Genomic DNA, 22,291 nt, shown 5'->3' on the forward strand with positions numbered 1-22,291 from the left:
CGTTGATCGGGGGCGCTCATGCGTGCTCCAGCGCCATCTGGTCGGCGAGGCGCCCCTGGGTGAGCATCAGGCGGCGGCGGCAGCGGGCGGCGACGCCGGGGTCATGGGTGATGATCAGCACCAGCACGCCGAGGTCCCGGTTGATCTGCTCGAACAGGCCCATGATCTCGCGGCTGACGGTGGGGTCGAGCGCGCCGGTCGGCTCGTCGGCCAGCAGGATGGCGGGCTCGCCCACCAGGGCGCGGGCGATGGCCACGCGCTGCTTCTGCCCGCCCGAGAGCATGTTGGGCACATGGTTCAGGTGCTGGCCGAGGCCCACGCGCTCCAGCATCACCTCGGCGCGGCGGCGCGCCTCGGGCTCGGGCGTGCCGCGATACATCAGGGGCAGGGCCACGTTCCGCCAGGCGTTCAGCCGCGGCATCAGGAAGAATTGCTGGAAGACGAAGCCGATCATCTTGTTGCGCATGGCCGATTGCGCGTCGGCCTCCGCGGCCAGCACATTCTCGCCGCGGATGCGATAGGTGCCGGAACTCGGCCGGTCCAGCAGCCCCACGATGTTCATGAAGGTCGTCTTGCCGGAGCCCGAGCCGCCCATGAGGGAGACGAGTTCCCCCGCCTCGAGGTCGAGGTCGATGCCGTGCAGCACCGTGCGCTCGGTGGGACCGATCTTGAATTTACGGGTGATGCCGCGGAGCTCAAGCATGCGGGAAGGCTAGCCGAGGCCGGGCGCGCGTCAAAGCTGTCTCAGCACGGCATCAGCCGCCGCCTCGCTCGGCAGGCCGTGCTCGGGGCGGAGGCGGGCGAGCGCCCGGGCGAAGCCCTCGCGCTGGCGGGCGACGGCCTCATCCTCCTCGAACAGCCGGGTCAACCCGGCCGAGATCCGCACCGGCTCGCAATGCGGCAGGAGGAATTCCGGCACCACCGGCTCATCCAGCAGCAGGTTCACGAGGCTCGCGTATTTCAGGCGGAACAGCCGCCGGATGATGAAGTTGGAGACCGGGTTGAAGGTATAGGCGATGACATGCGGCAGGCCGGCCACCGCCGCCTCCAGCGAGGAGGTGCCGGATTTGATCAGCCCCGCGCGGGCGGCGGCGAAGGCATCGGCCTTGTCCTGCGGGCTGCGGACCATGCTGACCGGCCGGCCCCATTCGGCGGCGCGGGCGCGCACTGTCTCCTCCACCGTGCCGGCCAGGCCGATGATGGGGTGGATGTCGGCGGGCAGGCGCTTCAGTGATTCGGCGAAGATGGGCAGCAGGCGCTTCACCTCGCCCCGCCTGCTGCCCGGCATGATGATCAGGCGGCGGCCCTCGCCGGGCGCGCGTTCGGCCACGCCATGGGCGGCCTCGCTTTCCAGGATCGGGTGGCCCACGAAATCCACGGGGATGCCGGCGGCCTCGAAGATCGGCGCCTCGAAGGGCAGCAGCGCCAGGATGCGGTCCACCCGCTGCGCGATCTTCTTCACCCGGCCCGGCCGCCAGGCCCACACCTGGGGGGCGACGTAGTGGATGACGGGGATGCCGAGATGCCGCACGCGGGCGGCCAGGCGCAGCGTGAAGCCCGGGCTGTCGATGGTGATGATGAGGCGCGGGCGGCGGGCCGTGATGTCGGCCACCGTTTCCTCCATGCGCCTCTTCAGGCGCAGGATGCTGGGCAGCACCTCGGCAACGCCCATCAGCGCGAGCTGACGGATGTCGAAGAGCGAGACGAAGCCCTGCTCGGCCATGCGCTCGCCGCCGATGCCGGCGAAGTCCAGGCTGGCGTCGCGCGCGCGGAGCGCGGCGATGAGGCGCGCGCCCAGGATGTCGCCCGAGGCCTCGCCGGCGGCGATATAGAGCAGCGTCATGCGAATTCGGCCGGCACGGGGCGCGGGATGGGCGCACGCGGCCAGTCGCGGTGGTTGCGCACGGCGCCATCCGTCCGCACCGCTTCCAGCCGCGCGGGGTCAAGTTCTGTGATCAGCAGGCCGGGCGCATCCAGGGCGCGTGCGGCGACCACGCCATCCTCGGCGAAGCCGCGATCCACCGGGCCGAAGACGCTGGCGGCGCCGTGGTTCTCATCCAGCGCCACCGAGGCAGCAAAGCCGCCGACCGTGGGGGCGAGGGCGACGAAGCACTGGTTCTCCATGGCGCGGGCAGCGGCGCCGATCCGCACGCGGTGGAAGCCGTGCAGCGTGTCCGTGCAGGTGGGCACCAGGATGAGCCAGGCGCCGGCCTCGACCTGGGCGCGGACCAGCTTGGGGAATTCCGCATCATAGCAGATGGCGATGCCGATGAGCCCCCAGGGTGTCGCGAAGACCTGGGGCGGCGCGCCGGCCGAGACACCCCAGCGCTCATCCTCGAAGCGCGTCATCTGCCGCTTGTCCTGGAAGGCCGTGCGGCCATCGGGCGCGATCAGCGGCGCGCGGTTGATGATGCGCGCGCCATCGCGCATGGGCAGGCTGCCCGGCTGGAGCCAGAGGGCGCGGCGCAGTGCCACCTGCCGCATGGCGGCGAGGATGGCATCCGCCTGCCCGACCATCGCGCGCAATTCGGTGGCCGCATCGGGCGCCCCGCCGGCGAGCGCGGCGCCCAGCTCCACGCAGGCATATTCGGGCATGTGCAGCAGGTCTGCCCCCGCGCGCTTCGCCTCGGCGGCCCAATGGTCGAGCTTCGCGGCATAGGCCGCGACATCGGGCGTGGGCTCCACCGGCCAGGCGAGGGTGGCGAGCCTCATGCGAGCGCCTTCAGCCAGAAGGAGAGCGAATGGGGCGTGGGTTTGCTGTCGCCGATCTCCGTCCAGTCGAAGATGCAGGAGAGCTCCGGGTGGTGCGTGTAGCCGCGCTTGCGCCAGAAGGCGTCGAGCGGCGTGTAGCTGGCCGGGCGGCGCGGGTCGTTCATGTTGCGCACCACGGCGCAGAAGGTGGCGTGGGGCAGGCCGAGGCTTCGCGCATGCGCCTCGCGCGCCGCAAAGAAGGCGACGCCCAGGCCCTGTCCGCGCCAGGCGGGCAGCAGCACCGATTCCCCGAAATAGGCGTATTCCAGCGGATTGCGGCCCGCCGCCTCGAAGCAGGCACGCACCGGGCCGTGCGTGGCCGCCATGGGCTGGCAGGTGGCGGCGCCGACGATCTCCGCGCCGTCGCGCGCCAGGATCACGGCGGCCCCCTGGTCCTCGGCATAGTGGCGCAGGTAGCGCGCCTCCTCGCCCTCGGGCGCCTCGTAGAGATAGGGCCATTCGGCGAACACGGCGGCGCGCAGCCGGGCCAGCGCCGGCACATGCGGCAGCAGCGCGGCCCCCGTGACGGTCTCGATCAGGACTTTCATTCCGCGGCCTCCGGCAAGACGCTCATGCGGCGGCCGCCAGGAAGGCGCGCAAGCCATCCTCCACCACGCGCGGCTCCAGGTCGCGCAGGATGAAGACGAGGCGGCTCGACCGATCATCGCCCTCGGGCCAGGATTCCAGCATGCGGGGCGGGTGGAAGCTGTGCTGCACGCCATGCATCACCACCGGGCCGCGCTGGCCCTGGAGGTTCAGCACGGCCTTCATGCGCAGCACGTGGCTGCCCTGCGTCATCGCCATCATCTCCAGGTAGCTGGCGACACCCTCCCAGGGGAGGGGCGCGTCGAAGCGCAGGCAGAGCGCGCGGATGCGCGCGTCATGCCGGTTCACGTCATGGTGGTGATGGTGGTGGTGATGTCCGGCGGCCGCGATCCAGTCGCTGATCTGCGGCAGCTTGCCATCGCTGGAGAAGGGGCCGGCGTTGATGAGCTGCGCGGCCTCGACCTCGCCCGTCAGGATCGGCGCCATCGGGTTCAGCGCCGAAAGCCGCGCGAGGAGCGGCGCGGGGTCGGCCAGATCGGTCTTGGTGATGACGATGCGGTCCGCAACGGCGGCCTGGCGCAGCGCCTCGGGCTGCTCATCCAGCGTCGCCATGCCATGCACCGCATCCACCAGCGTCACCACGCCATCGAGGCGGTAGTCGCGCAGCAGCAGCGGATCGCTCATCAGCGTCTGCAGGATGGGCGCTGGGTCGGCCAGGCCCGTCGTCTCGATCACGACGCGGGCCACCGGCTCCGGCCGCGCCGCGAGGTCGCGCAGGGCGCGGGAGAGGTCGCCCCGGATGGTGCAGCAGAGGCAGCCCGCGGCCAGCAGGACCGTGTCCTCGTCCAGCCGCTCCACCAGCAGGTGGTCGAGGCCGATCTCGCCGAATTCATTGATCAGCACGGCGGTACCGGCCATCTCGGGCTGGCGCAGCAGCCGGTTCAGCAGCGTGGTCTTGCCGGCGCCGAGGAAGCCGGTGAGGAGGGTGACGGGGGTCTGTTTCATGCGCCGTAGAGGCTTTCGGGGCTGACGAGCGGGGCCGCGATCTCGGTGAGCTCGCCATCGCGTGGGGCGAGGAAGAAGCAGTTGCGCCGCCCGGTGTGGCAGGCCACGCCCTTCTGGTCCACCAGCAGCAGCAGCGTGTCCCCGTCGCAATCGAGGCGGAGGTCCACCACCTTCTGCACCTGGCCCGAGCTCTCGCCCTTGCGCCAGAGGCCGCCCCGGCTGCGGCTGTAGTAGCAGGCGCGGCCGGTGGCCAGCGTCTCGTCCAGGGATGCGGCGTTCATCCAGGCCATCATCAGCACCTCGCCCGTGTCATGCTGCTGGGCGATGGCGGGCACCAGGCCGCGCGTGTCGAAGCGGACCGCGGCGAGGAGGCGCGCGCGGGCGGTTTCATCGGGAATGGGCAAGGGGGGAGGGGTGCCGGTCATCATCCTGCACTATATGGCATTGCGGAACCGCGAGTGAGGCCCCGATGGACATCGAAGCGACCCTGGACCGAGCGGCCGAGCAATGCGCGGCGCGCGGGTCGCAGCTGACGCCGCTCCGGCGGCAGGTGCTGCGCCTCGTCCTCTCGGCCGGGCAGCCCATGGGGGCCTATGCGCTGCTGGACAAGCTGCGCGAGGAACGCGGCGTCGCCGCCCCGCCCACCGTCTATCGCGCGCTGGATTTCCTGCTGGAACAGGGGCTGATCCACAAGCTGGAGCGGCTGAACGCCTTCCTCCCCTGCATCGAGGCCGGCCACGCCCATGCCGGCCATGACCACCAGCACCAGTTCCTGATCTGCGGCCGCTGCGGTGCGACCACCGAGCTCACCGACCATGCGGTGGCCCATGCGCTGGAGGCGGCCGCGGCCCGGGCCGGCTTCAAGCCGGGTCGGATGACGGTGGAGGTGGAGGGCATCTGCGCGAAGTGCCAGGACTGAGCCCGGCGCCGCCCACCCGCTAGCCGCCCGCGGCCTCGGGCACCATGAGCACCGCCGGGAGGCCCGGCGCCAGCGCCGCGCGGCCCAGCCGGTCGAAGCGCAGCAGGCGCGTCGCGGCGAGGCCCGCCATCGTCTCGATGGCCAGCGGCAGCACCTCGATCGCCTGGCCCCCAGGGGCGGCGGGCCGCACCAGCCCATGCTCGGCGAGGCGCAGCACCACGCGCCGCATCTGCGTCCGCGAGAGGCCGAAGCGCGCGGCGTGCTCGGCATAGGGCAGGGCCACCATGCCCGGTTCCGGCTTGCGGTCGCTCCAGGGCAGGGCATGCAGCAGGGCGCAGAGCACGACATACCCGCCCTCCGTATCGGCGACGGCGGCCAGGGGCGGGAAGCGAAGCACCATGCTCGGCTCCTCGATGATGGCACGCGCGCGCAGCAGCGAGAGGCGCCAGAAGAAACCGGGGTCCGACTCGAGCCGGGCCCGCAGACCCTCGCCGCGCCCGAGCATGGCCAGCGCCTCCAGGTGGAAGCCGACCCGCGTCTGCACCTGCGTGACCAGTGGCTCGGCCGGCTCAAGCCGCCGCTGCCGCCGGTCATTTCCGGGCGGCGCGGGGCGCACGAGGTTGGAGCGCCGCAGCAGGCCGAGATTGGTCTCGGCGCGGCCATGGCTCATCAGGCCGAGGGGCACGCAGATCTGCTTCAGCCGGGTCAGGGTCAGGCCGGGCCGTGCGGGGTCGAGCAGATGCTCCGCGTGCAGGGCCAGGGCGAAGATGGTGAAGAAGTGCCGGCCCTCATCGGCGTTCAGCTTGTTGATCAGCCAGCCATCCTGGAGCCGGAGAAAGCCATCCAGGATGTGCCGCAGGGCCGCGGGAAGCGCCGGATGGGCCAGCAACGCATCCAGCCCCGGCTCGTGATCCGGGCTGGGGGATGAGGCGCTGCGGGGCGCGAGATCATGCAAGGTGGAAACCTCTGGCAATCTGTGGGCGCCGCCGGCCCGGGACTTCCGGTGCGGCCGGGACGCGGCGCGCCAGAATTAGGCGGTTTCGTGCCGCCGCCAACAGCCCAGCCCGGCCGGCAGACCCTGCGCCGGCGTGGCGACCGGCTGAGGCCGCGGCCATCCGCGACTCCCTTCGCCCATTGCTCCCAGTTTTGGCCGCGGCGGCGCGGTGGCCGCCCGGCGGCCGTCATGTCAATTTTGACATTCCCTGCTCAGGTCGCGGCAAGCCGACGCGCCCGGGGCAGGGCGGCACGGCAGGCCCGGGCAATTCGCACCGGCATGCGTCCATCGGGGAAGAGAGAATGAACCAGCCAGTCCAGACGCGCATGCGCCGCCTTTCCCTTCGCCATGCCCTGATGGTCTCGACCGCGCTGCTGGTCCTCCCCGAGGCCACTCTCGCGCAGGAGGTGTCCTGCCCGGTCGATTCCGTGAACTGCACGGTTCCCGCCGGGAACTTCAACACGCCCTATGCCGGGCAATCCTTCAACGGCACGCCCGTCACCTTCGTGAACAACGGCACCTTCAACGTGACGACGCCGCAGACGGCGACCTTCCTGGGAGCCCTGCAGTCCATCGCCAACGGGCAGAGCGGGGCCAGTTCCAGCAGCGGCAACGCCGGCTCGGGCACCGACGGCCCTACCATCTCCTTCACCAATGCCGGCATGGTCACGCATTCCATCTCCAGCCTGATCAATGCCACCAATGTCGCCAACACGGTGTATGCCGCTTCCATCGGCGGCAATGGCGGCACCGACTCCAATGCTCAGGCCAATGCCGGCAACGCGGGGGCGGGCAGCGCCGCCACCCTGGCGAACTCCGCCACCATCACCGTGAACCAGGCCGGCGCCTCCGTCGGCACGCCGAGCACGCTGCTGAGCGGCGCCGCGCTCCTGGTGGACAGCGTGGGCGGCAATGGCGGCAACGTGACCTCCCAGGGCCCTGACAGCAACCAGAACCCGACCTACCACACGGCGAATGGCGCGCCCGGCGCCGCGGCCGGCAGCGCGACGCTGACCAATTCAGGGACGGTGAGCGTCTCGCTCGGGCAGCCTCTCGTCTCGATCGGCTACTGGGGCGCGGGCGCCCGCTCGCTCGGCGGCGCGGCGGGCACTGGCAATGACGGCCAGCCCGGCGGCAATGGCGGGACCGCCACCGTCATCAACACGGGCAATGTCGGGGTGGCCTTCACCTGGAATTCCACGCAACTCTCGGCCTCCAATTCGCTGACGCCCACCCAGGGCGGCTTCGCGGTCGTCGCGTCGAGCCAGGGTGGCGCCGGCGTCATGTCGGTGAACAGCGGGAACAATGGCGGCAGCGGCGGCAATGCCTCCAATGCCAGCGTCCTGGTGGATGGCACCGCCCGGCCAGCGAACCTGCCCGTCACCATCACGCTCAACACGGGCTATACCCCCGGCAGCGGCGTCCCGCCGATCGCGGCCGCCGTCGCCGCGCTCAGCCGGGGTGGCAGTGGCGGCTCGGGCTATGATTCCTCGACGGGCGGCTTCGGCGGCGCCACGGGCTCGGCGCAGGTGGCGCTGCTCGGCGCCGTGCAGGTCCAGGCCTCCGGGAACTCGACCTATGGCGTGCTCGCTGCGGCCCAGGGCGGGGTGGGCGGCAGTACCGGCGTCGCGCAGGACAACAGCAAGGCCGGGGATGGCGGCAGCACGGGGACGGCGAATAGCGGCGTGAATGCTGCCACCGTCACCATCGTCGGGGCCACGGTCGCCACCACCGGCTTCACCTCGCACGCCGTCGCCGCCATCAGCCAGGGCGGACCGGGTGGCGTCGGGCTGGACTACAAGCAGACCGGCGGCCTGGTGCAGAATGGCGGCGTCGGCGGCAATGGCGGGAATAACGGCGCGATCCGCATGGACATCGCGGCCACCACCATCACGACCACCGGGGAAGACTCCATCGGCGTCCTGGCCATCACCCAGGGTGGCTGGGGCGGCAATGGCGGCAACCTGACATCGGGCGAGGGCAACTCGGGCCCGGGCGGCGCGGGCGGTCAATCGGCGCCCATCGTCGTGAACATCAATGCCGGCACGACCATCACGACCGGCGCCGATGGCTCGCACGGCGTCTCCGCCTCATCCCTCGGTGGTGGGGGCGGGACGGGCGGCGCGGTGAATGTCCTGCTCGGCGCGGGCCTCGGCAATGGCGGCGCGGGTGGCGGGGGCTATGACGTCACGGTGACGCTGGCACCCGGCACCGGCGTGATGGTCAACGGCCTCCAGGCCATCGGTGTGCTGGCCCGCAGCGTGGGCGGCCCGGGCGGTGCCGGAGCCCTCTACAACTCCCAGGGCGGCATCTCCAGCAACGCGGCCAATGGCGGGCCGGGCGGCAATAGCGGCACCGTCCTCATCACCAGCGGTGCCACGATCTTCACCCGGGGCAATGCGGGGCATGGCCTGGTCGCGCAATCGGTGACCGGGACCGGCGGCACGGGCGGCACGGGCGCGGGCGTCGTCTATGCGCCGGCCGGCTCTGGTGGGTCGAGCGGTTTCACCGGCTCGGCGACCATCAACAACAGCGGCTTCATCCAGACCGTGGGCGCCGGGGCGAATGCCATCCAGGCGCAGTCCATCGGCGGCGATTCCGGCTCGGGCGGCAGTTCGAGCGGCGGCCTGGTTACCTTGGGCGGCTCGGGCTCGGCCGCGGCGAATGGCAATTTCGCCAATGTCACGCACACCGGCAGCATCACCACCTTCGGCCAGAACAGCCTCGGCATCCTGGCGCAGTCCATCGGCGGCGGCGGCGGCAATGGCGGCGATTCGAGCGCCGGGCTGAGCGCGGTCGGCGGCACCGGCAGCGGCGGCGGCGCGGGCGACACCGTCACCGTGAACGTCAACGGCAGCATCACCACCCTTGGGCAACTGGCGCATGGCGTGGTCGCGCAATCCATCGGCGGCGGCGGCGGCAATGGCGGGAATGCCTCGGACACGGGCGCCTTCGTGGCCCTCGCGATCGGCGGCTCCGGCGCGGCCGGTGGGACGGGCGGCGCGGTGGTGCTGAACGCCACGGGCGGGACCATCAACACCTACGGCTCGAACGCCATCGGCATGGTCGCGCAATCCATCGGCGGTGGCGGCGGCACGGGCGGCGGCGCCTATGCGCTGGCGGGGGGGCTCGGCTTCTCGGCGGGCGTCTCGATCGGCGGCAATGGCGGCGCGGGCGGCAGTTCGACCAATGCCAACGGCCCCGCCGTACAGGCGACGCTCAACGCCATCACCATCTCGACCGGGCTGTCCACCCGGGCCGGCACCAACACCAACCCGGTGGATGCGCATGGCCTCGTCCTGCAATCCATCGGCGGCGGCGGCGGCGCGGGCGGTTCGGCCTCCGCCGCGGCCCTCACGGCCGCTATCCCCATCCCGGATACGGACACCAGCTACTCCGCGGCGCTCACCTACGCGATGGGCGGCAAGGGCGGCACGGGCGGCGCTGGCGGCTATGTCTTTCTCACGCTCGGCGGCGCCAGCAGCATCACCACCCAGGGCCAGGGCTCGCATGGCGTGCTGCTGCAATCCATCGGCGGCGGCGGCGGCGCGGGCGGCGATTCCTCCGCCATGGCAACCACCCTCTCCCTGGCCTCGGCGACCGACCGGGAGAACTTCTCGCTGTCCACGAGCGTCGCGGTGGGCGGCGGCGGCGGCACGGGCGCGACGGGCGGCCCCATCACCGCCAACATCAATGGCGGCGTGATCACGACCTATGGCGACTTCGCCAATGCGCTGGTGGCGCAGAGCATCGGCGGTGGCGGCGGCAATGGCGGCGTCGGCTCCACCACCACGCAGAGTTTCGGCAGCACCGCCTCGCTGGGACTGGGGATCGGCGTCGGCGGCACCGGCGGCACGGGCGGCAACAGTTCCGTGGTCCAGGTCAACCTGGCGGCCGGTGCCACGCTGCAGACCTATGGCGCGGGCTCGGTCGGCCTGATGGCGCAGAGCATCGGCGGCGGCGGCGGTACATCCCAGGGCTCGACGGTCAATCTCGGTGGCGCCGTGGATGGCGACGGGAACGTCACCCGCGCGGCGCAGATCAGCGTCAGCGTGGGCGGCACCGGCGGCGCCGGCGGCGATGGCGGCCTTGTTGTGGCCAACATGGCCGGCACGATCGCCACCAGCGGCGGCGATTCGGCGGGCGTCGTCCTGCAGAGCATCGGCGGTGGTGGCGGCGTGGGCGGCACGGCGGGCGCGGATGCCTCGGCCGACAACCCGGTCTCGCCTGTCGCCAAGGCACGCCAGGCGGTGACCAACGCGATCACCGGCAGCAGCACCCAGGGCTATTCGGCGAGCGTCGCGGTGGGCGGCAATGGGGGCGCGGCGGGACAGGGCGGCGCCATCAACTACAGCCAGTTTGGCCGCATCACGACGCAGGGCGACTGGTCGCGCGGCGTCGTCCTGCAGAGCATCGGCGGCGGTGGCGGCATGGGTGGCATCGCCACCTCGAACAGCAGCGGATCCAGTTTCGCGGCCTCCTTGGCGGTCGGCGGCGGCGGCGGTGCGGCGGGCGCGGGCGGGGCCATCACCATCCAGATGGCTCCGGGCAGCGTGATCAGCACGGGCGTGGCCGGCATCTCGGGCTATGGCGCCTTCGGCCTGCTGGCGCAGAGCATTGGCGGCGGCGGCGGCACGGGCGTGGATGGTTCGGCGCAGTCGCAAAGTGACCTCGCGCTTGGCGCGGGCGTGGGGGGCAACGGCGGCGCGGCGGGCAATGCCGGCTATGTGAGCTTCTCGGGCACGACCACCATCGTGACCGCGGGTGCCGTCGCCGCGGGGCTCGTGCTGCAATCCATCGGCGGCGGCGGTGGGCTGGCCGCGCGCGGCTCCACGCTTTCGGCCAGCTATGGTGACACGAACCTGAAGACCACCCTCCAGGTGGGCGGGCAGAGTGGCAGTTCGGGCGACAGCGGCGGCATCGGCATAAATGCCAGCCTCACGATCCAGACGGCCGGCGCGCACGCCTATGGCATCCTGGCCCAGGGCATCGGCGGCGGCGGCGGCTTCGCCTTCACCGAGAATGGCACCACCGTCCAGTTCGCCAATGTCGGCGGCACGGAGGGCGGAGGCAGCGGCTCCGGCTCGGGCGGTGGCATCTCGATGACTTTGGCGGGTGGCGGCATCCAGACCTCGGGCTTCGCCGCGCATGGCATCGTCGCCCAGTCCATCGGCGGCGGCGGCGGCATCGCGGGGCTGCCGGCCAGCAACGCGGTCACCATGTCCACCACCAACTACGCGGAGCTCGAGCCGCAGACGGTCGTGCCCTCCGGGGCTGGGGGCTCGGTCAACATCACCTCCAGCACGCCCATCACCACGCGGGGCGACCTCGCCTACGGCATCCTGGCGCAGAGCATCGGCGGCAGCGGCGGGCTGGTGGTCAACAGCAACCAGCTGTACGCGGGTGTCACCTTCATGCCGCTGTACGGCCAGACGGGAAGCAGCCGCGCGGAGGCGGTGAACATCATCCAGAGCGCGCCGATCGTAACCTCCGGCCTCAATTCCGTGGGCATCTTCGCGCAGTCGCGCGGCAGCGGCGGGGATGGCTCGGTCAGCGTCGGGATCCAATCCACCGTGCAGGGCGGCTCGGGGCCGCAGGGTGTCGGCGTCTGGGTGGACAGTTCTAACACCGCCAACATCGTGAGCATCACCACCACGGGCAGCCTCTCCGCGCTCTCGGGCAATGCGCTGCTGATGACGGCCGGCCAGGCGGTGAACAACGGCACCGTCACGGGCAATGTCACCATCGGGAACAACGGCACCTTCACCAACAACGGGCAGTACAACCCGGGCACCACGGCCAATGTCGGGCTGCTGGTGAACACCGGGCGCATCGCCATCGCCTCGCACACCGCCTTCGGCGTGACGGCGGTAAGCGGCGCCTTCACCCAGACCAGCACAGGCCGCCTGATTCCCGATGCCGATTTCGCGGGCGGCCGCTCGGACGTGATGACGGTGGCCGGCGCCGCGAGCCTGGATGGCCGGGTGCGGCCGCGCATCAGCTCCGTCCTGCCCAATGTGGAGCTGCCCTTCCTCGTGGTGGGCGGGCCCGTCACGGGCCAGATCACGGGCGACCAGACCGAGATCTTCGGCTATGACGTGAGCCGCAAGGGCGGCACCTTCTCGGTCTCGGCCAATGCGGATTTCACGCCCGCCGGCTACAATCTGAGCCGCGATGGCAGCTTCGTCGCGAACTACATGCAGGCGGCCTGGGATGTGGGCGGACAGGGGCTGGGCAGGCTCTTCGCCACGCTCGGCAACCTCGCGGATACGGGCGGGCAGGCGGCCTATAGCGCGGCGCTGCGGCAGATCTCGCCCAACAGCGCCTTCGCCCCGGGCGCGCGGCTCGCCGCCGGGGCGCGGGCCTTCGCCAATGCGGCGATGAGCTGCCCGCAATTCGACGGCACGACCAGCATGCTGGTCGAGGGCGAGTGCATCTGGGGTGGGCTGACCGGGCGGACCGCCGCGCAGGCGGGCACGGACGGCATCTCCAGCTTCCGCCTGAACTCCACCACCTGGCAGGTGGGCGGGCAGCGCAACATGGGCGGCGGCTGGTTCCTCGGCGGCTCCATCGCCTATGAGAACAGCCGCCTCAGCACGACGGACGGGCTGAACAGCGGCCGCGGCCAGGCGGGCTTCGGCGCCATCACCGGCAAGTACCAGACCGGCCCCTGGCTCTTCTCCGGCGCCGTCTTCGGCGGCGGGGGCGAGTTCAACAGCACGCGCACCATCACGCTGCCGGGCTTCGGCTCGATCGCGCGGGGCAGCCCGACGCTGGCGCAGGTGGGCGGCGCGCTGCGCGCCACCTACACGATCGGCCGCGAGGAATTCTACCTGCGGCCCTCGATGACGCTCAGCCTCGTGCATGCGCGCAGCGGCGCCTATCGCGAGAGCGGGGCGGGGCTGCTCAACCTCGACGTGGCGGCCGCCTCCAACACGGTGGCGGGGCTGACGCCGGCGCTGGAGCTGGGTGGGCGCGTGAACCTGCAGGATGGCACGGTGCTGCGGCTCTTCACCTCGGCGGGCGTCAGCCTGCTCAGCTCGGGCGACTGGACCCAGCAGAGCCGGCTGGTCGGCGCGCCGGCCGCCGCAGGCCGCTTCTCGAGCCAGGTGCAGACCGACCAGGTGGTGGGGCGCGTCGTGGCCGGCGTGCAGGTCTATGCCACCAACCGGCTGGAGCTGCGCCTCCAGTATGAGGGCGAGTACAGCGCGAACCTGACCGGCCATGGCGGGTCCTTCGCGCTGGCCTACCGCTTCTGAGGCGGGAGCGGCCTCAGCCCTTGCGGCTCGGGCCCGCCTTCCCGAAGCCGGGTGCGGCCTTCAGTGAATCCACCGTGTCGAAGTCGCGCAGCACGCCGTCATCGGCGACCTCCACCTCGATCAGGCGGTCGGCATGCTTGCCGACCAGCTGGCGGGCGCCGACATCGCCGGTGATGGCCATCATCTCCGGCAGGAACTCGCGGCCCCACAGAACCGGGTTGCCCTGCTTGCCGCGGAAGGTGGGCTGGACGATGGCGCGGCCCTCCTCCGGGTCGAAGGCGGCGAGCAGCCGGGCCATCACGGCGCTGTCCACCAGCGGCATGTCGCCCAGCGCCACCAGCACGCCCTCGGGCTCGGGCGGCAGCGCGGCAAGGCCGGCCTTGAGGCTGGCGGAAAGCCCCTCGGCGTAGTCCTCGGCATGGACGAAGAGGATGGGGCGGCCAGCGAGCGCCTCCTCCACCCGTTCGCGCTCATGGCCGGTGACGACGAGGACGGGGCGCACGCCGCTTGCGATCACATTGTCCACCACGCGCGTCACCATGGCGACGCCCTGGGCATCGGCCACCAGCAGCTTGTTCAGCGGCGCCATGCGGCGCGAGCGACCGGCGGCAAGGACGAGGCCCGCCACCTGGCGCGGGCGGCGCGGGGCCTGGGCGGGCGGCGGGGCCTGCGGCGCCTTGGCGCGGGGCAGGGGCCGCGTCTCGATCTCCTTCAGCAGCCCGCCGACACCCATGCCCATGATGTCCCGCGCGCGGACCGGCAGGCCCGCGAAGAGGCGCTGCAACACCCAGTCGAAGCCATTGAGCTTGGGGCTGCGGGCGCAGCCGGGCAGCACCATGGCCGGAACCTCGCTCCCCGCGGGGCCCACGGAGCCGAGGCAGATCAGGTTGCCCGGGTCCACCGGCATGCCGAAATGCTCGATCCGCCCGCCCGCCTTCACAATGGCCGCAGGGCCGACATCGCGCCGGTCCACGGTCGCGGAGGCGCCGGCGATCAGCAGCATCTCCGCCCCCTGGCGCAGCAGCCGGCGCAGCGCATCGGCCGTGGCGGCCGTCTCGTGCCGCACACGCTCCACCGGGAGGAGGCGGCCCATCAGCGCCTCGATGCGGGCCCCCGTCACCTCGACGGCGCCCTCCATGACGCTCTCCTTCACGCCGGGCAGTTCGGTCAGTACCAGTCCCACCTTGAGCGGCCGGAAGGGGTGCAGCGTCAGCACCGGGTGCTGGCGGAGCAGCACCTCGGCGACGCCGAGTGCCGCGCCCGGCACGGCGAAGGGGATGATCTTCAGCGTGGCCAGCATCTCCTTGGGCTGGACCATGCTGAAATTGGGCAGGGTCGCCAGCGTGATGCTCTCATCCAGCGCGTTCAGCCGGTCCACCAGGGCCGCATCGACCGTGAGCAGGCCGGTCGTCTCGGCCACCAGGTTCACCCGCCCCGTCGCGGCGCGGCTGCGGGCGATGAGGGGGGAGAGCAGGGCATCGGCCAGGCGGCCCGCGGCCTCATCTTCCGGCACGTCGCCCTGGCCGAGGCGGGCGGCGATGACCTCGCCCAGGCCGGCGGCGCGGAGTGCGGCGATGGCCTCGGCATCCAGCACCGTGCCCTTCTTCAGCACGCGCTCCTTCAGGCGGACGCTGTGCGCGAGGATGGCGCCCTCGGCTTCGTCCAGCGGCGTCGGGCCAAAGATCATTTGCCGCGCCTGCGCGCCACGATCTGCGCGATGACGGAGAGCGCGATCTCGGGCGCCGTCACCGCGCCGATGTCGAGGCCGACCGGTGCGGCAATGCGCGCGATGGCAGCCTCGTCATGGCCCATCTCCTTCAGCCGCTCCACGCGCTTGGCATGGGTGCGCTTGCTGCCGAGGGCGCCGATGTAGAAGGCGGGGCTCTTCAGCGCGACATCCAGCGCCGGGTCATCGAGCTTGGGGTCATGCGTCAGCGTGACCACGGCGGTGCGGGCATCGGGTGCCAGTGCCGCCATCGCCTCATCCGGCCACTCATGGTTCAGCGCCACGCCGGGGAAGCGCTCCTCGGTCGCGAAGCTGCCGCGCGGGTCGATCACGGTGACGGCGAAGCCCATGGCGGCGCCGAGCGGCGCCAGCGCCTGGCCCGCATGCACCGCGCCCACGATGATGAGGCGCAGCGGCGGGTTGAAGGGCTGGAGGAACCAGCTCTCGCCATCCAGCGCGAGCGTCGCGGTGCGGTCCGAGTTCAGCGCCTGCTGCGCGGCATCGGCCAGGGCGCCCGGCAGCGCATCCTCGGGCCAGAGATGCTGCTCGCCATCCGAAAGCCGCGTCAGCAGCACGACGGGGCGCTGCGCCGCGCGCGCGGCCTGCAGGCGGGAGAGGAGTTCCGGCGTCATCCGAGTTTTTCCACGAAGACCTTGAGCTTGCCGCCGCAGGCGAGGCCCACTTCCCAGGCGCGCTCATCGGAGATGCCGAAATCGAGCAGCTGCGGCTTGCCGTCGCGCATGGCCTGCATCGCCACATCGGCGACCGCGCCTTCGATGCAGCCGCCCGAGACGGAGCCCGCCATCCGGCCCGAGGCGGTGACGGCCAGCATCGAGCCCGCCGGGCGCGGGCTGCTGCCCCAGGTCTCGACCACCGTGGCGAGCGCGACTTGCTCGCCCTCGGCGGCCCAGGTGGCGGCGGTGGCCAGGATGTCCTCGCTCATCGGCGCTTCTTCTCCCCCAATGCCTCGATCAGCTCGCGCAGGCTCGCGAGGTTATGGACCGGGCGGAATTCGTGGACATGCGGCAGCATGGCCTTGATGCCCTGGGATTTGGGTTGGAACCCCGCATATCTCAACAGGGGATTGAGCCAGATCAGTCGCCGGCAGGAACGTTTCAGCCGGTCGGTGGCCTCGGCGAGGCCGCGGCCGCCCTCGCGGTCCAGCCCATCGGTGATGAGCAGGACCACGGCGCCCTGGCCCAGCACCCGGCGGCCCCAATGCCGGTTGAAATCCTCCAGAGCCTCGCCGATGCGCGTGCCGCCGGACCAGTCGGGCACCATGTGGGAGACCATCTCGAAGGCGATCTCGGGGTCGCGGTGCTTGAGCTGGCGGGTGATGTTGGAGAGCCGCGTGCCGAAGAGGAAGCTGTGCACCCGCTCGCGGTCATTCGTCACCGCATGCAGGAAATGCAGCAGGATCTGCGCGTAGCGCGCCATGCTGCCGGAGATGTCGCAGATGGCGACGAGCGGCGGCGGGCGGGTGATGCGGCGGCGGCGCAGGATGGCGCGGAACTCGCCGCCCTGGCGGGTGGTGGCGCGCAGGGTCGCGCGCATGTCCACGCGGGGGCCGAGCGGGTCGGTGCGGAAGCGGCGCGTCGGCCGCTCATCCAGCGGCAGGACGAGGCGGCGGATCTCTTGCTTCGCGGCATTGATCTCGGCGGCGCTCATCGCCTCGAAATCCATGGTCTGGAGCCGCTCGCGCTCCGAGACGGTCATGGCGGCGTCGAGCTGGCGGGGCTGTTCCTCGGGGGGCGGCGGCGGCGGCTTGGGGCGGTCCCCCGCCATGGCCTCGGCGATGCGCCGGCCACCGGGCTTGGATTTCTCCTCGGGCTTCTGCGCCTCCATCAAGGCGAAGGCGGCGGCGGCGGCGGCACGCTCGGGGTCGCGCCAGAACAGCTCGAAGGCGGCGTCGAAGATCTCCGCCTGCTCATGCCGGCGCAGCAGCGTGGCCTTGAGCGCGGCGCGCACGCTCGCGCGGTCGCCCAGCTCGATCAGGGTCAGCGCCTCGGCCGCCCCCAGCGCGTCGCCGGGCCCGACCTGCATGCCCGCGCGGCGGAGGAGACGGACGAATGCCAGGAGATTGGGCGCCAGGGCCGCTGATGCCGTCGCCGCCCGTTCCACACCCCTTGCGCCCGGAATCAGCACCGCCCTAGGCTCCGCTCAAGGTTGAGGAGCCAACATGAAGCCTGTCCTGTCCGTGCTCGTCGGAGCAATCCTGTCCTGTGCCCTGATCGTTCCCACGGCGCAGGCGCAACGCCGCGACGAGAAGGTCGGCCGCGTCGGCAACGTGGACATCCTGCGCGTCTGGGAGGGTGGCCGGTTCGACCGCTGCTACGGCTTGGTTCCCGGGCTCGGCGGCGGCTTCCGCGTGTTCTGGAATGTCGGCCGGAACTACATCATCACCATGCCGGCCGTCGGCACCGGGCGAACGGTCCAGGTCGCGGTCACCACGCCGCGCGGCATGGTCCAGACGGGGGGCGGGCTGATCGGCCCGCGCACCGTGGTCGAGCTGAACAACCAGCAGACACAGCAGATCATGTCCTTGCGCGGGCGCTTCGAGGTGGATGTGCAAGGGACGATCTTTCCCTACCAGCTTCAAGGCGTGACGATGGAGCAGGTCTTCGTCGCGGTCGAGAACTGCGCCCACCGGAACAGCTGACAGCCGGCCGGCGGGCGCGGCGTTCACGCGCTTTCGCGCGCTTCCGCCACCAGGCGAGCGGCTTCCTCGCCCTTCAGCTTGGCGATGTCGTCCTGGTATTTCAGCAGGACGCCCAGCGTCGCATCCACCGAGGCCGGCTCCAGTTCGCGCGCATCGAGGGCAGAGAGGGCATTGGCCCAGTCAATCGTCTCGGCCACGCCGGGCAGCTTGAAGTAGTCCCCCTCGCGCAGCTTCTGCACGAAGGCGACCACCTGGGCGGACAGCGTCGCGGAGACCGCGGGCGCGCGCAGCGCCAGGATCGCCTTCTCCCGCGCCGCATCGGGGTAGTCCACCCAATGGTAGAGGCAGCGGCGGCGGATCGCGTCATGCACCTCGCGCGTGCGGTTGGAGGTGATGATGACCACCGGCGGCGTCTCGGCGCGCAGCGTGCCCAGTTCGGGCACAGTGATCTGGAAATCGGCCAGGACTTCGAGAAGGAAGGCCTCGAACGGTTCGTCCGCGCGGTCGAGCTCGTCGATCAGCAGGACGGCTGGTTCGCCCTCCAGCGCCTGGAGCAGGGGGCGGGATTCGAGATAGCGGCGGTCGTAGATCGAGCTCTCGATGTCGGCCACATTGCCCGCGACCTCGGCCAGGCGGATCGCCATGAGCTGGCGCGCATGGTTCCACTCATAGGCCGCGGCGGAGAGATCCAGCCCGTCATAGCATTGCAGCCGCACCAGCTTGCGCGGGAGCTGCGCGGCCAGGACCTTGGCGATCTCGGTCTTGCCGGTGCCGGGCTCGCCCTCGAGGAAGAGCGGCCGGCCCATGCGGAGCGCCAGATGGACCGTGGTGGCGAGCGCCGTGTCCGCGACATAGCCGCCGGCGGCGAGAAGCCCCGCCGTCGCCGCCACATCGACGGGCAGGTTCCGGCTCACGAGGACAGGAAGATCAGGTAGAGCACCCAAAGCATCGCGCCGCTGCCGAGCCAGAAGAAGAGAGGCATGCCCATGAACTCCGTGGGGATGAGAGAGAAGATCGAGATCGCAGCCGGCGCGGGGGCCGGGGCGGGTGCGGCGCCGGGGGCCTCCACCTTCGGCGCCAGGGCCGCGGCGAAGCGGTCGAAGAACTGGTCGGCCATCTGCTTGGCGGTGCTGTCGATCAGGCGTGCGCCGAGCTGCGCCATCTTGCCGCCGACCTGCGCCTTCACGCTGTAGCGCAGCAGGGTCTCGGTCGGGCTCACGGCATCCAGCGCCACGTCGGCGCCGCCCTTGGCGAAGCCCATGGCGCCGCCATTGCCCTCGCCGCTGATCGTGTAGCTGGCCGGCGGGTTCAGGTTCTCGAGCTTCACCTTGGCGGTGAACTTCGCCGCCATCGGGCCGATCTTGATGGCGAGCTTCGCCGCCAGCTCGGTGTCCGAGACCTTCTCGATGGATTCGCAGCCGGGAATGGCGGCCTTGAGCGCATCGGGGTCATTCAGCGCTTGCCAGACCAGCTCGCGCGGGGCGGCAATCTGCCGCTCGCCATTCATTTCCATGTGGATACTCCGCCAATCGCCCCGTTATTAGGGGTGGCGCTGCCCGGGCGCAAACCCCCCCGCCGCGCGGCCCTGGCGCATTGACGCGGCCGGTCCATTCGGGAAAAGACCTTCACGGTCCTGTCCGGAGCTTCATCTTGCACGCCTTGCCCCTAGCCCTGCTGCTCGCCTGCCTTGCCGGCCCGGCCGAGGCCGCGGCGATCGACGGGCGGCAGCTCGGCCTCGTCTGGACGCTGCCCTTCGCAGGCATCCTGCTATCTATCGCCCTCATGCCGATCCTGACGCCGGGCTTCTGGCATCATCATTACGGCAAGGTGGCGGCCTTCTGGGGCGGCTTCTTCCTGCTGCCCTTCCTCATCGCCTTCGGCCCCGCCATGGCGGCGCAGGAGGTGGTCTTCGTCGCGGTGCAGGAATACATTCCCTTCATCGTCTTGCTGCTGGCGCTCTACACCACGGGCGGCGGGGTGCTGCTGCGCGGCACGCTGGTCGGCACGCCGCTCACCAACACGGCGCTGCTCGCCATCGGGACCATTCTGGCGAGCTTCATGGGCACGACCGGCGCCTCCATGCTGCTGATCCGCCCGGTGCTGCGGGCGAACCAGCACCGCACGCGCAAGGTGCACATCTTCGTCTTCTTCATCTTTCTCGTCTCGAACATCGGCGGCAGCCTGACACCGATCGGCGATCCGCCGCTCTATCTCGGCTTCCTCAAGGGCGTGTCCTTCTTCTGGCCGACGACGCACCTCTTCCTGCCCTTCCTGTTCTGCGCCGTGATCCTGCTCGCCATCTTCTACGCGCTGGACAGTCTCCTCTACGCCCGCGAGCCCGCCCGCCCGGCCGACACCGCCCCGCGCGAGAAGCTCAGCATCGAGGGCTGGCCCAATGTCTGGCTGATCGGCGTCGTGGTGCTGGGCGTGCTGCTGCAGGGCATCTGGAAGCCAGGCGACGTGCAGATCCTGAGCGAGACCGTGGGCCTCGAGCGTGTCGTCGCGATCGGCATCTTCCTCGCCGTCACGGTCGTCTCGATGCTGATCACCTCCAACGCGCTGCGCGAGGCCAATGGCTTCGCCTGGGGCGCGATGGCGGAGGTCGCGAAGCTGTTCGCCGCGATCTTCCTCTGCATGGGGCCGGTTCTGGCCATCCTGAAGGCGGGGCCCGAGGGCTCGGCCGCGGCGCTGGTCGCCCTCACCTCCGACGCGTCGGGCGCGCCCATCCCCTGGGTCTATTTCTGGATGTCCGGCGTGCTGTCCAGCTTCCTCGACAATGCGCCGACCTACCTGGTCTTCTTCAACCTCGCGGGCGGCGATCCGAACTACCTGATGACGCAGGGGGCGGCGACGCTGACCGCGGTCTCGGCCGGCTCGGTCTTCATGGGGGCCAACTCCTATATCGGCAATGCGCCCAACTTCATGGTCAAGGCGATCGTCGAGGAGAATGGCGTGCGCATGCCCTCCTTCTTCGGCTATTGCGCCTGGGCGCTGATCTTCCTGGTGCCGCTCTTCGTGCTGGTGACCCTCATCTTCTTCTGAGGGCTCCCTTCTTCTGTCCGGGGGGGCGGGTTAAACTCGGGCCAACCGTTAGAGGAAGGCCAAACCCATGCCCTATGTGATCGGCGCCGATCTGCCCCAGGAACCCGCCGGCGAGCGCTTCCGCGCCCTGCTGGACCGCCCCGAGATCCTCGGCATGCCGGGGGCCCATCTCGGCATCGCGGGGCTGCTGGCCAAGAAGCATGGCTTCGAGGCGCTCTATCTCTCGGGTGCCGCCATGTCCGCCTCCATGGGCCTGCCCGACCTCGGCATGATCACCATCGAGGATGTGTGCTTCTTCATCCGCCAGGTGGCGCGCTCCACCGGCCTGCCGCTGCTGGTGGACGGCGACACGGGCTATGGCGAGGCGCTGAACGTCATGCACATGGTCCGCGCCTTCGAGGATGCGGGGGCAGGGGCCGTCCATCTGGAAGACCAGCTGCTGCCCAAGAAGTGCGGTCACCTGAACGACAAGAAGCTGGCCAGCGCCGATGAGATGTGCGCCAAGGTCGCCGCCGCCCACCGCGCCCGCCGCCACCTCTACATCATCGCCCGCACCGATGCGGTGGCGAGCGAGGGGATGGATGCCGCAGTCGCCCGCGCGCAGCGCTACCTCGAGGCCGGCGCGGATGCGATCTTCCCCGAGGCGCTGACCACGGTGGAGATGTTCCGCGAGTTCCGGGCCCGCATGCCCGGCGTGAAGCTGCTCGCCAACATGACCGAGTTCGGCCGCACGCCCTTCCTGACCAAGGAGGAGTTCCAGGCGCTCGGTTATGACATGGTGATCTGGCCGGTGACGCATCTTCGCATCGCCGCCAAGGCCTGGGACCAGCTCTATGCCCAGATCGCGGCCGAGGGCGGCGCGCAGAATGCCGTGGACCGCATGCAGACCCGCGCCGAACTCTACGAGACCATCGGCTACCACAAGTATGAGGAGCTGGATGCGAGCCTGGTGCGGACCATCATTCCGACCGCGATGCCGCAGTAGCGTCTGGCCGGGCCTCCCCGCAGGCCTCGGATAGCTCTGACTTCACCTGGTCGAGCGTGTCTTCGCTTTCGCGTTCCAGGGCGATCATGTCGTTCCTGGCGCCGGCGGTCACGCGGATCAGCTCGTCCAGCTTCAGCTGGATCGCCTGCGTGTCTCGGTTCTGGGCATTCTGGATCAGGAAGACCATCACGAAGGTGATGAGCGCGGTGGTCGAGCTGATGAAGTCGTGCCATCCATCGCTGAAGGCGAGGAACAGTCCGGCGGCCATGCAGGCGGTCACCGCGGCAAAGGAGGCCAGCACGGCCCAGGGGTGGCTGACATACTGCGCCGATCGGTGGGCGAGCCTTGTGATCCGGGACTGCGATTCCATCTCATCGCAACGTGACGCGCGCCCCGCTGTTGCAC

19 protein-coding genes are annotated in these 22,291 nt (G+C 70.8%); 5 read left to right on the forward strand and 14 right to left on the reverse strand.

The window, feature by feature from the left end:
- Nucleotides 1–16: 16 nt before the first annotated feature.
- The 6 genes from R9Z33_RS12335 to hisI are packed head-to-tail and all read right to left on the reverse strand — an operon-like array spanning nt 17 to nt 4,727.
- The gene (locus R9Z33_RS12335) at nt 17–703 is read right to left on the reverse strand and encodes an ABC transporter ATP-binding protein (protein WP_318651591.1); all 687 of its coding nucleotides are present in this window, start codon (nt 701–703) and stop codon (nt 17–19) included.
- A 30-nt stretch (nt 704–733) separates the two neighbouring features.
- Nucleotides 734–1,843, reverse strand: a complete 1,110-nt coding sequence (gene lpxB / locus R9Z33_RS12340) for a lipid-A-disaccharide synthase (protein ID WP_318646876.1) — start codon at nt 1,841–1,843, stop codon at nt 734–736.
- Nucleotides 1,840–2,712 carry a carbon-nitrogen hydrolase family protein gene (locus R9Z33_RS12345; protein WP_318646877.1) on the reverse strand — a complete coding sequence of 291 codons (873 nt, stop codon included), beginning with the start codon at nt 2,710–2,712 and terminating at the stop codon, nt 1,840–1,842. Before R9Z33_RS12345 ends, lpxB begins: the two co-directional genes overlap by 4 nt.
- Nucleotides 2,709–3,299, reverse strand: a complete 591-nt coding sequence (locus R9Z33_RS12350; RefSeq protein WP_318646878.1) for a GNAT family N-acetyltransferase — start codon at nt 3,297–3,299, stop codon at nt 2,709–2,711. The genes R9Z33_RS12345 and R9Z33_RS12350 overlap by 4 nt, the downstream gene beginning before the upstream one ends.
- A 22-nt stretch (nt 3,300–3,321) precedes the next feature.
- On the reverse strand, nt 3,322–4,302 hold the full coding sequence (locus R9Z33_RS12355; protein ID WP_318646879.1) for a CobW family GTP-binding protein: 981 nt from the start codon (nt 4,300–4,302) through the stop codon (nt 3,322–3,324).
- On the reverse strand, nt 4,299–4,727 hold the full coding sequence (gene hisI / locus R9Z33_RS12360) for a phosphoribosyl-AMP cyclohydrolase (RefSeq protein WP_318646880.1): 429 nt from the start codon (nt 4,725–4,727) through the stop codon (nt 4,299–4,301). Before hisI ends, R9Z33_RS12355 begins: the two co-directional genes overlap by 4 nt.
- 44 nt (nt 4,728–4,771) lie before the next feature.
- Between hisI and R9Z33_RS12365 the strand changes: the two genes are divergently transcribed.
- Nucleotides 4,772–5,221 carry a Fur family transcriptional regulator gene (locus tag R9Z33_RS12365; protein ID WP_318646881.1) on the forward strand — a complete coding sequence of 150 codons (450 nt, stop codon included), beginning with the start codon at nt 4,772–4,774 and terminating at the stop codon, nt 5,219–5,221.
- A gap of 19 nt (nt 5,222–5,240) precedes the next feature.
- On the opposite strand, the gene R9Z33_RS12370 is transcribed toward R9Z33_RS12365, so the two are convergent.
- Nucleotides 5,241–6,176 carry a hypothetical protein gene (locus tag R9Z33_RS12370; protein WP_318646882.1) on the reverse strand — a complete coding sequence of 312 codons (936 nt, stop codon included), beginning with the start codon at nt 6,174–6,176 and terminating at the stop codon, nt 5,241–5,243.
- Nucleotides 6,177–6,517: 341 nt separating this feature from the next.
- Between R9Z33_RS12370 and R9Z33_RS12375 the strand changes: the two genes are divergently transcribed.
- Nucleotides 6,518–13,474 carry an autotransporter outer membrane beta-barrel domain-containing protein gene (locus R9Z33_RS12375; protein ID WP_318646883.1) on the forward strand — a complete coding sequence of 2,319 codons (6,957 nt, stop codon included), beginning with the start codon at nt 6,518–6,520 and terminating at the stop codon, nt 13,472–13,474.
- Nucleotides 13,475–13,487: 13 nt separating this feature from the next.
- Here R9Z33_RS12375 and R9Z33_RS12380 read toward each other — a convergent pair whose 3' ends face one another.
- The 4 genes from R9Z33_RS12380 to R9Z33_RS12395 are packed head-to-tail and all read right to left on the reverse strand — an operon-like array spanning nt 13,488 to nt 17,243.
- Nucleotides 13,488–15,161, reverse strand: a complete 1,674-nt coding sequence (locus R9Z33_RS12380; protein WP_318646884.1) for a molybdopterin-binding/glycosyltransferase family 2 protein — start codon at nt 15,159–15,161, stop codon at nt 13,488–13,490.
- Nucleotides 15,158–15,832, reverse strand: a complete 675-nt coding sequence (locus tag R9Z33_RS12385; protein WP_318646885.1) for an XdhC family protein — start codon at nt 15,830–15,832, stop codon at nt 15,158–15,160. The genes R9Z33_RS12380 and R9Z33_RS12385 overlap by 4 nt, the downstream gene beginning before the upstream one ends.
- Nucleotides 15,829–16,143: an XdhC family protein gene (locus R9Z33_RS12390; protein WP_318646886.1), complete on the reverse strand. Its 315-nt coding sequence runs from the start codon at nt 16,141–16,143 to the stop codon at nt 15,829–15,831. The genes R9Z33_RS12385 and R9Z33_RS12390 overlap by 4 nt, the downstream gene beginning before the upstream one ends.
- Nucleotides 16,140–17,243, reverse strand: coding sequence for a vWA domain-containing protein (locus R9Z33_RS12395; RefSeq protein ID WP_318646887.1), 1,104 nt, complete (start codon nt 17,241–17,243; stop codon nt 16,140–16,142). Before R9Z33_RS12395 ends, R9Z33_RS12390 begins: the two co-directional genes overlap by 4 nt.
- 136 nt (nt 17,244–17,379) lie before the next feature.
- On the opposite strand from R9Z33_RS12395, the gene R9Z33_RS12400 reads away from it, so the two are divergent.
- Nucleotides 17,380–17,859 carry a hypothetical protein gene (locus R9Z33_RS12400; RefSeq protein WP_318646888.1) on the forward strand — a complete coding sequence of 160 codons (480 nt, stop codon included), beginning with the start codon at nt 17,380–17,382 and terminating at the stop codon, nt 17,857–17,859.
- A gap of 23 nt (nt 17,860–17,882) precedes the next feature.
- Here the strand turns inward: R9Z33_RS12400 and R9Z33_RS12405 are convergent, their stop codons facing one another.
- A complete protein-coding gene (locus R9Z33_RS12405; protein WP_318646889.1) occupies nt 17,883–18,773 on the reverse strand; it encodes an AAA family ATPase in 891 nt (296 codons plus the stop codon).
- Nucleotides 18,770–19,372: an SRPBCC family protein gene (locus tag R9Z33_RS12410; protein ID WP_318646890.1), complete on the reverse strand. Its 603-nt coding sequence runs from the start codon at nt 19,370–19,372 to the stop codon at nt 18,770–18,772. Before R9Z33_RS12410 ends, R9Z33_RS12405 begins: the two co-directional genes overlap by 4 nt.
- A gap of 146 nt (nt 19,373–19,518) precedes the next feature.
- Between R9Z33_RS12410 and R9Z33_RS12415 the strand changes: the two genes are divergently transcribed.
- A complete protein-coding gene (locus R9Z33_RS12415) occupies nt 19,519–20,901 on the forward strand; it encodes a sodium:proton antiporter (RefSeq protein ID WP_318646891.1) in 1,383 nt (460 codons plus the stop codon).
- A gap of 67 nt (nt 20,902–20,968) precedes the next feature.
- Entirely contained in the window at nt 20,969–21,886 is a 918-nt protein-coding gene (gene prpB, locus R9Z33_RS12420; protein ID WP_318646892.1) for a methylisocitrate lyase, read from the forward strand.
- Here prpB and R9Z33_RS12425 read toward each other — a convergent pair.
- Nucleotides 21,861–22,256: a low affinity iron permease family protein gene (locus tag R9Z33_RS12425; RefSeq protein ID WP_318646893.1), complete on the reverse strand. Its 396-nt coding sequence runs from the start codon at nt 22,254–22,256 to the stop codon at nt 21,861–21,863. The genes prpB and R9Z33_RS12425 overlap by 26 nt on opposite strands.
- Between the last annotated feature and the right edge of the window lie 35 nt (nt 22,257–22,291).

It is taken from the genome of Sediminicoccus rosea (genome assembly GCF_033547095.1).
Classification (GTDB): domain Bacteria; phylum Pseudomonadota; class Alphaproteobacteria; order Acetobacterales; family Acetobacteraceae; genus Roseococcus; species Roseococcus rosea.